9 protein-coding genes are annotated in these 12,784 nt (G+C 68.2%); 1 reads left to right on the forward strand and 8 read right to left on the reverse strand.

The genetic code is table 11. The features are described from left to right. Nucleotides 1–3 precede the first annotated feature (3 nt). Both BM417_RS09125 and BM417_RS09130 read right to left on the reverse strand, forming a co-directional pair. Nucleotides 4–2,880 (reverse strand): glycoside hydrolase family 48 protein, encoded by a 2,877-nt coding sequence (locus BM417_RS09125; protein WP_218164402.1) that lies wholly within the window; start codon nt 2,878–2,880, stop codon nt 4–6. Between the two features lie 243 nt (nt 2,881–3,123). After that, nucleotides 3,124–4,035, reverse strand: a complete 912-nt coding sequence (locus BM417_RS09130) for a pectate lyase family protein (RefSeq protein WP_245821796.1) — start codon at nt 4,033–4,035, stop codon at nt 3,124–3,126. A gap of 191 nt (nt 4,036–4,226) precedes the next feature. Between BM417_RS09130 and BM417_RS09135 the strand changes: the two genes are divergently transcribed. Beyond that, nucleotides 4,227–4,991: a pectate lyase gene (locus BM417_RS09135; RefSeq protein WP_093589946.1), complete on the forward strand. Its 765-nt coding sequence runs from the start codon at nt 4,227–4,229 to the stop codon at nt 4,989–4,991. A gap of 42 nt (nt 4,992–5,033) precedes the next feature. Here the strand turns inward: BM417_RS09135 and BM417_RS09140 are convergent, their stop codons facing one another. The 6 genes from BM417_RS09140 to BM417_RS09165 form a co-directional block, all read right to left on the reverse strand. Next, nucleotides 5,034–6,179, reverse strand: a complete 1,146-nt coding sequence (locus BM417_RS09140) for an enolase C-terminal domain-like protein (protein WP_093589948.1) — start codon at nt 6,177–6,179, stop codon at nt 5,034–5,036. Then, complete coding sequence (locus BM417_RS09145) at nt 6,176–7,444, reverse strand: ABC transporter substrate-binding protein (protein ID WP_093589951.1); 1,269 nt, start codon at nt 7,442–7,444, stop codon at nt 6,176–6,178. Before BM417_RS09145 ends, BM417_RS09140 begins: the two co-directional genes overlap by 4 nt. Nucleotides 7,445–7,451: 7 nt before the next feature. After that, nucleotides 7,452–8,333 carry a carbohydrate ABC transporter permease gene (locus tag BM417_RS09150; RefSeq protein ID WP_093589954.1) on the reverse strand — a complete coding sequence of 294 codons (882 nt, stop codon included), beginning with the start codon at nt 8,331–8,333 and terminating at the stop codon, nt 7,452–7,454. Then, nucleotides 8,330–9,205, reverse strand: a complete 876-nt coding sequence (locus BM417_RS09155; protein WP_218164403.1) for a carbohydrate ABC transporter permease — start codon at nt 9,203–9,205, stop codon at nt 8,330–8,332. The genes BM417_RS09150 and BM417_RS09155 overlap by 4 nt, the downstream gene beginning before the upstream one ends. Further along, a complete protein-coding gene (locus BM417_RS49130; RefSeq protein ID WP_245821797.1) occupies nt 9,202–11,385 on the reverse strand; it encodes a pectinesterase family protein in 2,184 nt (727 codons plus the stop codon). Before BM417_RS49130 ends, BM417_RS09155 begins: the two co-directional genes overlap by 4 nt. 217 nt (nt 11,386–11,602) lie before the next feature. Beyond that, a complete protein-coding gene (locus BM417_RS09165; protein WP_093589957.1) occupies nt 11,603–12,775 on the reverse strand; it encodes an MFS transporter in 1,173 nt (390 codons plus the stop codon). Between the last annotated feature and the right edge of the window lie 9 nt (nt 12,776–12,784).

Raw genomic sequence — 12,784 nt, forward strand, 5'->3', positions numbered from 1 at the left:
TCCTCACCCGTAGATCTCGGCGTGCAGGGAGAACGCCGTGGCGATCTCGGCTTGCGCCCAGAATCGGTGGTAGGTGAACGTCGGCGCCGGTCCACCGTCCAGATAGGACTGCACCTTCGGCCACTGGGGGTCGTTGCGGAACATCGACCGCATCGACAGGAACGACGAGCCCTGGCCGATCTGGTCACCGTTGGGCATCCGGCCGGTCCAGCCGCTCGGCACGTACGGGCCTTCGCGCGTGCTGGTGTTGTAGACGTCGTCGAACCGGTTGTAGTCCGTGCGGGTCTCCGGGGTCGCGATGCCGAGGCTGTCCTGGTGCGACAGCAGGGACGTCAGCAGGGACTCGCCCGTGGTCTTGGCCTGGGCGTTGCCCGACCGCGCCGCGTAGTTCAGCAGCACCTTGGCGTAGGACGCGGCCACACCGACGTCCTGATTGCGATTGAGCACGCGGACCCGCAGGTTCGCGTTCGCGCCGGGGTTGGTGGCGTTCCACGTGTCCGGCGCTCCCGACCACTCCAGGTCGGCCGGGATCTGGAAGTTCGTGCCCGTGGTGGTGTTGGCGATCGCCCACGGCACCCACTTGTCGAGGATCTTCTTGGCGCGCGCGTCCCCGGTCAGCCGGTACAGCGCCGCCGTGCGCTCGATCCCCCACACCTGGAAGCCGAACCACCGGTTGCTCGGCGGGTCGCGCCACACCGGGTGGGCGTCGTAGTACATGCCGTAGAACGTCGGCGTGCCCGACGGAGGCGAGGCGTACTGCCCCTCCCAGCTGTTCGTGACGCCACCGGCCAAACCACCGTCGGCCGACTGCAACCACTGCAGCATCTCGAGCTGCCGGCTCAGGCTCGTCGTCCAGTCCTGCTGTCCGGTGGCGGACAACGGCTTGAGCGCGGGCACGTTCGCGAGAGCGTGCGCTGCCAACGGGTTCTGGTAGCCCTGGTGCGAGGCGCCGTCACCGATGCGCCACGCCCAGCCCGCGGACGTGTCGGTCGCGCCGCCCCAGGCGTAGTACCAGGACATCAGGTAGTGCGCGCTGTTCTTGCCCGTCGCGCCGGGGCACGACGAGGGGCTGGTGCAGTTGCCGACGCGCTTGAAGTACTTGTCGAACATGGCGTACCGCAGGTAGTCGCCCATCTTCGCGGACTTGCCGATCTCGCTGGAGATGTCCCCGGCCTTGCCCTGCGCCGTGGCCCACTGCTGGGCGAGCAGCGCCACCTGCACCACGCGGGCGTCCGCGTCCGGTGCGTTGGTGTACTTCCACTGCTTGGCGTAGGAGGCGTCCTTGGTGAACAGGTCCAGGAAGCCGTTGGGGCCACCGTGCTTGAACGTGTCGCACGAGGGCTGCGGGATGGTCTCCCACACCGACTCCGACGAACCCCGCTGGTAGGTGTTGATGTACGACGGTGCCGTCGTGCCGTCGCCACACCGGCCGAAGCCGTAGGTGTTGTCGACGTCGATCAGCCAGTGCATGCCGTAGACGTCCGAGTTGCCGTACGCGGCCTTGAGTTCGGCCGCGATCGGGTCCTGCCCGACCGGGACCGCGGTGTCCAGCACCGCCGGGTAGGAGTCCATCCTCGGGTGTTCCGGCGCGTAGGTGGCCGGCTTCGCCGGGTCGTACTTGTCGTTGGTCGGCTGGTCGGCCTTCGCCGGGATGATGAACTTCTCCATCGACGCGAAGGCGGACTTGAACGGCGCCCAGTCACCGGTGACGCGGCCGTAGCTCGCCTCCAGCCACAGGTAGTAGCTGAACGCCTCGGACGTGGTCTGGTGACCGTGGTCCGGTGCCTCCACCATCAGCGTCTCGACCGAGTGGTACGGCACGAGCAGGTCGCCGAACTTGCGGAAGTAGCCGCTCGAGGGCGACTTGATCTTGTTGTACTGGTCGAGGAACGCCTTGTTGAAGTCCGATGTGGACGGATCGATCTCGTTGACCGTGACGCTCGCCGGGCTGTACCCGGTGGCCGACGCCGTGAACGTGGCGGTACCGAGCGCGCCACCGTTGTTCGCCGACGTCACCGTGACCGTCTGCTTCGCGGTGCCGGAGAACGTGAGCGTGGCCGGGGTCGCCGTCAGGTCCGCGCTGCCGCTGCGGGCGATCGTGACCGTGACCGGCTGACTTGGTGCCGTGGCCAGGGAGACGTCGAACGTCGCCGTCTGTCCCTGTTTCACCGAGACCGTGCTCGGCGATGCCAGCACCGCCGGTCCGGACAGCACCTTCACCGCGGCGGGTGCCGAGGTCGTGGTGGCGCCGCGGTTGTCCGTGGCCCGCGCGGTGATGCTGTGATCACCGGCCGGCGCCGACGTCCACGTGCCGCTGAACGGCGCGCTGGTGTCGGTCGCGATCAGCTGGTCGCCCGCGTAGAAGTCGACCTTGGCCACCGTGCCGTCGGTGTCCTGCGCGGTCGCCGCCAGCGGGATCTGCGCGGGCAGGGTGTAGCTGCTGCCCGTGGCCGGCGCCGTCAGTGCCACGGACGGCGACTGGTTGGGGCCGGTGCAGGACACGCCGTTCACGGCGAAGTCCGTCGGTGGCCGGTTGGCCGATCCCTTGCTGCCGTTGAAGCCCACCTGCGCGGTGCCGCCCGAGGGCAGACTCGGCGCCCAGGCGGGGTTGGTCACGCTCACCACCGCGCCGGTCTGGGTGAAGTTGCCGCTCCAGCCCTGCGTGACGCGCTGGCCGTCCGGGAACGTCCAGGTCAGGTTCCAGCCGTTGAGCGCCTCCCCGTCGTTGCGGATCGACACGGCCGCGCCGAATCCGGTGTTCCACTCGTTGGTGATCTGATAGGTGACGGTGCAGGCCACCGCGAGCGGTGCCGCGACGGCGGGAACCCCGCCGATCAACACCACCGCCGTGACCGCCAACGCCATTGTTCGCCGAGTCATGCCGCCGCCCTCTCGACAACTGGGAGCGCTCCCAGAGTTCACGGCACTGTAACGTGGGCCACATCGGCCAACTGGACGCCGGTGCAGCCGAGGATGAGCTGAAGGGCGCTGGACTTTAGCCCGCACGGCACAACGGCAATTCGTCTGCCGGTTCCTCTTACTGCTCTCTTCGAGTGGAATTCTGGGAGCGGTCCCAGACGAGGGTGGGGGCGCCCACGCCACTTCGGACGCCCCCTGGTCTCGTCAGCCGCGCCCGGCTCCCGCACCGGCCGTGACCACGCTCTTCACGCTGCTCGCGCCGTCGAGCGGGTAGGAGTAGGGAAGACTCTTGACCGAGCCGCCCTGGTCGCCCGTTCCCGAGTTGACGAAGTGGTTGTTGCGCGCCACCAGCGAGCCACCGGGCGAGCTGCCCTCACCGCGGTGGAACGGATCCTCGGTGTTCTCGAAGTAGTTGCCTTCGACCAGGACCCCGGCCTCGACGGTCGACGCGACGCCGTAGTCGGTCACACCGCCGTAATAGTTGTTGTAGACGTGCACCGGGTTGCCGAACCGCACGCGCGGGTGGCGCTGTTGCGTGCCGGCGAACCAGTTGTGGTGGTAGGTCACCCGGAGCTTGCCGCGGTCCTCCGGCCCGTTGTCGTCGCTGTGGCCCAGCAGCATCGTCTTGTTGTGACTGGTGAACTTGTTCCAGGACACCGTGACGTAGTCCGAGGCCCGCTTGACGTCGACCGCACCGTCGTAGCCGTTGGAGAAGGTGTTGTGGTCGATCCACACGCGGGTGGAGTACTGCACGTTGATCGCGTCGTCACCCCAGCTGCGGAAGTTGAGGTTGCGCACGATCACATTCGAGGCGTTGGCGATGTTCAGGCCCTGCCCGGTGATCGCCGAGGACGAGCCGACGCCCTCGATGGTCTTGTTCGAGGCGACCTTCGTCATGCTCGACAACGAGATCGTCCCGGAGACTCGGATCACCGCCGCGCCCGACGCCTTCGCGGCCGCGACGAACGCGGACGCCGTGGTGACCGTGACCGGTGAGGCGCCACCGCCACCGGTCGTGCCACCGCCCTGGGTGGCCCAGCCGACCAGCCCGAACGGGGCCGCCGCGGCCTGGGGAACTGCAACAGCGCCGGCGACCAGCGCCACTGCGGAAATCAATGCTGCACGCTTTGGAATCATTCCATGCCTTCCAATTGGTGAGCGACGGTACAACTCACACAACCAGCGCGCGGCGGAGCGGTCAACCAATTCGAAGAAATTCGATTCGAACAATCGAAAGAAGTTGACAGGAAAGATCCTCTCCCTACCATCGAATTATCGCCGCATATCCCCCTGCAAGCGGAGCACACATGAAGAAACTCGCACCATTGATGTTGGCCGCGGCATTGGCCGCGTTTCTCGCACCTCAGGCACAGGCCGCGGGCAGCACCTTCCCCACGCCCTCCGGGTCGAAACCGGTCGGCACGACCATCAAGGTCGGGTCGAGCGGCTACGACGGTGGCATGCAACGGTTCTACGGCACCGGCAGCCTCGGTTCCGGCGGCCAGAACGAGGACCAGGGCCCGATCTTCCAGCTGGCCGACGGCGCGACGCTGAAGAACGTCGTGCTCGGCGCGCCGGCCGCGGACGGCGTCCACTGCCTCGGCACCTGCACGCTCACCAACGTGTGGTGGGAGGACGTCGGCGAGGACGCGGCCACGTTCAAGGGCACCTCGTCGTCGCAGACCATGACCATCAGCGGCGGTGGCGCGCGCAAGGCGTCGGACAAGGTGTTCCAGCACAACGGGCCGGGCACGATGATCATCCGCAACTTCCAGGTGGACGACTTCGGCAAGCTCTACCGGTCCTGCGGCAACTGCGGCACGCAGCACAAGCGGCACGTCGTGCTGGAGAACATCACCGCGTTCTCGCCTGGCAAGTCGCTCGTCGGCATCAACACGAACTACGGCGACACCGCGCGGTTCTCGAGGATCGCGATCGTCGGCGACAGCAGCAAGAAGATCTCGATCTGCGACAAGTACCAGGGTGTCACGAGCGGCGAGCCGAAGAAGATCGGCACCGGGGCGGACAGCACGAACTGCCTGTTCAAGTCCTCGGACATCACCTACCGATAGCGCCGACAGCGGAAATGCCCCGGCCGCCGGCCGGGGCATTTCTCACCACACTTCAAGAGTGTGAACTCCGATGTGTTCGAAATTCCAGTCGTCCCCGATTCCGGGAATCGACGGCAACGACACGTACCCGTTCTCGTCCAGTGGATCGGCGATCGCGTTGCGATGCGGCGGAACGCGGTCGAAGTCGACGTGCGGGTGCAGCAGGCCGCGTTCGTACCACCGGCCCGCGTCGGTCGCCCCTAGCACGGTGAGGCTGCCCGACCCGTTGCCGTGGATCTCGCAGTCCATGTTGAACGACTCCGCGAGGTGCACGGTCTTGAGCACCGGCGTGATCCCGCCGCTTCCCGCCGGGCCCGCCCGCAGGATGTCGCACGCTCCGGCGGCGATCCACTCGGCGCGGGTGAGGTGCTTGCCCCACGCCACCTCCGGGCCGATCACCGGGATGTCCAGCTGCTCGGACAGCCACCGGTAGGAGCTGATCGACGCCTCCTCCATCGGCTCCTCGAACCAGTAGAAGTCCAGCTCCTGCAACGCCCTGCCGAGCCGCAGCGCCTCGGTCCGCGAGTACCAGTGGCTAGCGTCGAGCATGAGCGCGATGCCCGGCCCGACCGCGTCCCGCACCGCCTGGCACGCCTCGACGTCGCGGGTGACGCTGGGCGCACCGGGCACCGGCGGCATCCACGTGTGCAGCTTGATCGCCCGGTAGCCCACCGACACGAGGTGCTTCGCGAAGTCCGCGTAGTCGCCCGGTGTCGCGAGGCCGTCCGTGTCGCCGCACATCGTGCTGGCGTAGGCGGGGATCCGATCGCGGGCGCCCCCGGCGAGCTTCCACGCGGGCAGCTCGGCGCGGCGGGCCACCAGGTCCCACAGCGCCTGGTCGACGAACCCGAGTGCGCGGTCGGTGAACCCGCCGTGCGATCCCCGCTGCCGTCGCGCGAGCAGCCGCCACAACCGCTCGCGGTCCCACGGGTCCTGGCCCAGCAGCACCGGCCGCACGTGCTTGTCCAGCACCGCGGGTCGCAGCTGGTCGGGCTGGATCTGGCAGTACCCGGTGACCCCGTCGGTGTCGGTGATCTCCAGCAGTGCCTCGACGACCTCGTGCTCGGGCGCCGGATGCCGGTGTCCCTCCGCGTCGACGGACGTGGCCGCCGTAGTCTTGAACGTCCGCACCACCACCTGTTCGATCACTTGCGCTTCTCCCAGTCCTGCTGGGCGGTGGTGAGCTTGGCCGCGAGCTGGTCGAGGAACTCCTGCGCGGACATCTGCCCCAGCAACACCTTCTGGTACAGCGGTTCGGTGTCGGTCTTGGTGATCGAGGAGTACTCCGGCAGGTAGACCGGCGCGGGCACGAGCACGGTCGCCGGGTCCTCCAGCACCCCGAGCGCCATCTTCACGGCGGGGTTCTTCTGGATCCACTCGGCACCGCGCACGTCGGTGTTCGCCGGGATCTGGCCGACCTTCTCGTTCCAGTAGCCGTTGCTCTCGGCCGAGGTGAGGAACTCGACGAACTTCCAGGACGCGTCCCGGTTCTTGCCGCCCTTGAACACCGCGAACCCGTCGGTCGGGTTCGGCACCACCGTGCGCTTGCCGGACGGTCCCTTCGGCAACGGCATGGCGGCGACGCGTTCCGGGCCGAGCGCCTTCATCACGTCCGCGGTCGAGCCGAGGTTGTGGTGCATCATCGCCACCGTGCCGCCGGTGAACTGCGCGACCATCTGCGTGTAGCTGTTGTTCACGTCGGCCTCGGGCGTGGCCTTCTTGTACAGCTCGGCCACCTTGCGCACGAGCTCGGCGTTGCGCGGGTCGGACACCGTGCTCTTGCCGCCCTCGTAGAACTTCTCGACACCGGAGTAGGAGTAGGCCTCCGACAGCAGCTGGAAGACCGACCCCGCACCACCGCGGATCGTGAAGCCGTACTGGTTGTCCGCCGGCTTCGTCAGCTGGGTGGCGGCCTTGGTCAGATCATCCCAGGTGGACGGTTGCGGGATCTTGTTCTCCTCGAACCGGTCGGACCGGTACCAGATGATGTCCATGTTGCCGGACGCGGGCACGGCGTAGAGCTTGCCGTCGGGCGCGGTCTGCCGCACGGTCTCCAGCAGGCCGTTCAGCAGCTTTCCCTTGAGCGCGCCGTTCTCCACCCGGTCGTCGGCCGGTTCGAGCGCGTCCTGGCCGATGAGGTGCGCGAGGTACGACGTCGTGACGCCGCCGACGTCCGGAGTGGACCCGCCGGCGATGGCCGTGTCGTACTTCTGCTGCACCGACGAGCTGGGAATGCCGACGTACTCGACCTTGACGTCGGGGTTCGCCGCCTCGAACCGCTTGATCAGCTCCTGGTAGATGGGGGTGCGGCCGGGGCCGCCGTTGTTGTCCCAGAACGTGATCGTCGTGGGCCCGTCCTGTCCCGCGGAACACGCGCTCAGCACAAGTGCCAGCGCGACCAGCAGTCTCCTCATGTCTCCCTCATCCCTTGACCGCACCGGCGCTCAGCCCCTGCACCAGGAACCGTTGCACCACGGCGAAAACCAGTACGACCGGCACCGCGGCGACGACTCCGCCCGCCGCGAGCGCCCCGAAGTCGGTGTTGAACTCGCCCAGCGCGTAGCTCAGCCCGACCGGCAGCGTGAACTTGTCCTGCCTGCTCGCGAACATCAGCGCGAACAGGAAGTTGTTCCAGGCACCGATGAACGCGAACGACCCCACGGCCACGATCGCGGGCTTGAGCTGCGGCAGCGTCACCGCGAAGAACGCGCGCAGCCGCGAACACCCGTCGACCATCGCGGCCTCTTCGAGCTCGACCGGGACGTTGCGCACGAAGCCGCTCATCAGGATCAGCGCGAGCGGCAGCTGGAACGCGGTGTCGGCGATCACCAGGCCGGTGAGGCTGTTCAGCAGCCCGGCGGACTTGAAGATCACGAACAACGGGATCAGCATCATCGCGCCGGGGATGAACTGCGTGCACAGCAACGCCAGCAGGAACACCCGCTGACCGCGGAACTTGAAGCGCGCCAGCGCGTAGCCGCCCATGAGCGCGAACACGGTGACCACGACCAGCGTCCCGACCCCGATGATCAGGCTGTTCTGGAAGAACACCCCGAACCCGACGCCGTTCCACACCGTGTCGAAGTGCTCGAACGTGATCGGCCACGGCACGAGCGAGGTCCGGCCCGTCGGCCGGAAGGCGAAGACGAGCATCCAGTAGAACGGGATCAGCGTGAACAGCAGATAGAGCACCAGCGGGAGGTGCAGCCGGAAGTACCGGCTCGGGTCGCGGTGCTTCCTGCGTCGCGGCGGTGCCGGTGGGGGCACGACCGTCGTCGCCGGGCGGGTGAGCGTCTGGGTCATTCCCGGCTCCCGAACTTGGACAGCCTCAGGTAGAGGATCGAGAAGAACAGGAGGATCACGAAGCCGGCCATCGTGAGCGCCGAGCCGTACCCGAAGTCGTGCGAGTCGACGGCCTTGCGCGCCACGTAGAGCGGCAGCGTGGTGGTCTGGTTCGCCGGTCCGCCACCGGTGAGCGTGTAGATGAGGTCGACGTTGTTGAACTCCCACACCGCGCGCAGCAACGTGGACAGCACGATCGCGTCGCGCAGGTGCGGAAGCGTGATGCTGACGAACTTGCGCCACCGCCCGGCACCGTCGACCGACGCGGCCTCGTACAGGTCGTTCGGGATGCTCTGCAGGTCGGCGAGCAGCAGGATCGCGAAGAACGGCACCCCGCGCCACAGCTCGGTTATGACGGTCGCGGGGAACACGGTCGCCGGATCACCGAGCACCGAGGTGCCGGGATCACCGATGCCCCACTGGGCGAGCTGCTGGAAGATCCCCGTCGACGGGTTGTAGAGCAGGATCCAGATGCCGGTGGTCAGCACCCCGGACACCGCCCAAGGCGAGAACACCAGTGCCCGCGCGATCGCCCTGCCGACGAACGTCTCGTTCACGATCAGCGCGAGAACGAGTCCCAGCACCAGTTGCAGACCGACCTCGACGACGACCCACTTGGCACTGAACGCGAGGCTCTGCCAGAACAGCTGGTCCTCGAACAGCATCCGCCGGAAGTTCTCGAACCCGATGAAGCCGTTCTTCCAGGGCTGCGTGACGGTGTGCTGACGCAGGCTGAACCATCCGACGCTGGCGATCGGATAGACCAGGAACACCGCCATCAGCACGAGCGTCGGGGCGATCAGGGCGTAAGGCGCCCACGTGCGGGTCCTCACGCCGGGTTCCACCCGCTCAGGTAGGTGGCCTTCGTGTGCTGCCGCGCCTGCTCGTCGCTGAGCTGGGGACGGTCCGTTCCCGTTCCCGCGCCGGGCCCGGTGTTGCGGTACTCCGCGAACCTGGCTCCCCGCCACGGGAATCCGGACATGTCGGTCCACGGCGCGGCCTTGATCGCGGCGGGCAGCACGGTGTCGCGGATGACGACCTGCGCTATCGCGTCCGGGTCACCGCCGGGATGCCAGGGCCTGCCGAGGAAGTACGTGCGGGCCTGTGCGTCGCTGCGGATCGTCGAGTTCACGATCAGGAAGCCGTACGGGTTGTCCTTGCGGGTGCTGGCGGCGGTCACGTACCCGTTGGGGTCGCCGCCGCGGTTCAGCGCGGTGATGGTCGCGCGTTCGAAGACGGCCGTCGCCCTGCCGAACAGGAAGTCGACGTCACCGGTGATCGCGCAGTCCCGGTAGTACTGCCGCGAACGGGTGTTCGTGGCCGGGGTGTCGGCGTACAGCGTGTCCTGGTGGCCTTCGAAGCGCACGCGGTCGAACAGCATTCGATCACCGGTGGCCTTGACCGCGACCGCCTGCGTGGCCGTGATCTCCGGGTGCTTCGCGCGGTCGAACGAGTTGCGGAAGGTGACGTCCCGGGCGGTGAACCCGTTGGCCGCGATGGTGGCTGTGGCACTGCCGGTCGTGCCGTAGGTGGTGCCGTCGGGCTTCTTGGTGCCGCTGGCGTTGTCGAAGTCGATCACCACGTCCTGGGCTCGTCCGGTGGCGCCGCGCAGGGTGAGGTTCTGCTTGGTGGCCGGGATCTTGACGACCTCCCGGTACACGCCCTTCGGCAGGGTGATCACGCCTCCCGCCGGTGCCGCGTCGATCGCGGCCTGCACGGTGGCGAAACCCTGACCCACCACGAGGTGGTGTCCCGCCGGCGGCGCGCCCGCCCGGAGGTGCCTGATCCGGTGCGCGGGTTCGAGACCGCGGTTCAGCGTCGGCGTCCACCCGGCGTCCGTGCCGAGGGCCTTGTCCGGGAACGCCGCGTTGTGCGCGTTCACCAGGCTCACCGGCCTGCCGTCCACCAGGTTGCCGGTGTCGGTGATCGCCGTGCCGCCCCAGTTGTAGACGATCTCCTGCGGCGCGATGCCCTTGACGAAGTTGTTCTGCGCGTAGATCTGGGACTTGACGCCGACACCCCAGCTGTAGGTCTGCGCGCCTTCGTACAGGTTGTTGTAGACGTGCACCTGGCCGAACCGCACGCGGGGCGCGCGTTCCAGCACGTCGCGGAAGACGTTGTGGTGCACCGAGACCCGCAGCTTGCCCGGATCGGTCGTGGACGAGTTCGACGAGCCGATGAGCATGGTCTTGCCGTGCTCGGCGAAGACGTTGCGGGACACCGTGACGAGGTCGGAGCCGTTCGTGATGTCGAGCTGGCCATCGTGCACCTGGTACGGCCGTCCGAAGTGGAGCGGCTGGGTGCTGTCGATGTTCGGCTCGTCGGTGAACGTGCTGTGGTCGACCCACACGTGCTCGGAACGCTGGAGCGACACCGAGTCGTAGAGCGAGTTCCAGTTGCCGGGCGGCGAGCCGGGGCTGTTGTCGGTGGGATCCCACTGGGGGAAGCAGTCACGGGTGTCGCGGAAGGTCAGATCGCGCACGATCACGTTGCGCACGCCGTGGATCCGCAGGCTGCCACCGGTGATGCCGGCGCCACGGCCGACCCCGACGATCGTCGTGTCCGCCTGGACGTTCAGCGCGATGACCGCTTCCTGCCTCTTCGCCGACGCGACCCGCGCGTCCTCCAGTGCCCCTTCGGGTTCGCGCTCCCATCCCCAGACCGCCGGGTCGTACGCCGCGAGATAACCGGCCAGCGTGTAGCCGTCGGCCGCGTAGTCCTCACACCGCAACGGTTTCCCGTCGTCACCGGTGTTCGCGTCGATCACGCCCCTGACCTTGATGATCCGCGGAGCCGGGGCCGCGAGCGCCGCGACGAGCTCGGCACGCGTGCGCACCTCGTGCACGTTCGCGGCGGGGGCCGCCGCTCCCCCGGTAGTGCCCGGCCCGGCCGACGCCCAGCCGTCCCCCGCGGGCAGCACCTGCCGCGCGGGGTCGTGACCGGCGTGCGCGGGGAGGCTCACCACCCCGGCGGATGCGCAGGCCAGCACCAGCGCACCAACGAAAAGCCGCATGACGGAATACCCTTCGGAAAGGAGGATTCACATTCTTGAACAAGGTCCACGATCGTGAACCGAGTATTACGAATGCTTCCGGCATGCGTCAACGAAGTGAATTCATTCGACGATTCAGCACGGCGTTCGACCATTCTTCGAATCGAATACCGTCGAACAGCAGAACGCCGCGATCAAATTTGATCGCGGCGTTCGTGGCCCGTCGGCTCGGAGAGGCTCAGCCCTTGGGCTGCCGCAACGAAGGCGTGAGCACCAACGCGGGCAACAGCAGGAACGGCACGACCAGCAAGGCCCGCAACACCCCCAGCTGGTTCCCGAGCAGCCCGACGAGCGGCGGCCCCGCCAGGAACGCGGTGTAGCCGATCACCGCGACAACGCTGACCCGAGCCGCAGCCCTCTCCGGATCGTCCGCGGCCGCGCTCATTCCCACCGGGAAACCCAGCGCGGTCCCGAGTCCCCAGACGGCCACGCCGGCGACCGCCACACCGAACGACCCGGCGAACACGGCCAGCGTCACGCCCGAGGCGGCCAGCAGCATCGAGAGGACGACCGCCGGCACGCGGCCCCAGCGGTCCAGCGCGATGGTGCCGAAGATCCGGCCGAACGTCATCGTCGTGACGAACACGCCGAACACCAGGGCTCCCAGCGCCGGGTCGGCCTCGTAGCCGTCGATGAACGCGACCGCCACCCAGTCGTTCGCGGTGCCCTCGGTGAACGCCAGCACCAGCACCAGCAGCCCGATCAGCAACGTGCGGGGTTCCCGCCACGCCGCCATGACCCCGCTGCCGCTGCCCTGCTCCGCCTCGGCGGCCAGGCGGTACGTGCGCGCGGCCACCAGCGTGCCGCCGGCGACGACCACGGCCACCACGGCCAGGTGCGCGGTCACGGGCAGAACCGCCCACGCCGCGAACGACGCAAGGCCGGCGGCGGCCACCGTGCCGAGGCTCCACATGGCGTGGAAGCGTGGCATCACCGTCCTGCCGAGAGCGCGTTCCACCTCTGCGGCCTCGACGTTCATCGCCACGTCGCACAGCCCCGAGCCGTAGCCGAGCACGAAGATCCCGATCGCCGTCACCACCGGCGACGGGTAGGCGCCGATGCCGACGCCCGCCACCGCGAGTCCCAGCGCGACCGTCACGGCCGACAGGCTCACCGTCCGCTTCGGCCTGAGCCGGTGCGTGACCTCGCCTGCGGTGAGCATCGCCAGGCACGCGCCCACGGACATCGACAGCAGCAGCAACCCCAGCGCGCCGGGCGTCAGGCCCAGCGCGTCACGGGCGGCGGGCACGCGGGCGAACCAGGTCGCCACGGCCACGCCGTTGAGCCCGAAGGTGACCGCGACCCCCGCGGCGGCGGCTCGGACCTGATTGCGTGGCACCGTGACCGACATCCCGGTCCT

Origin of the sequence: Lentzea waywayandensis (assembly GCF_900115955.1) — a bacterium.
In the GTDB taxonomy this organism is placed as follows: Bacteria; Actinomycetota; Actinomycetes; order Mycobacteriales; family Pseudonocardiaceae; genus Lentzea; species Lentzea waywayandensis.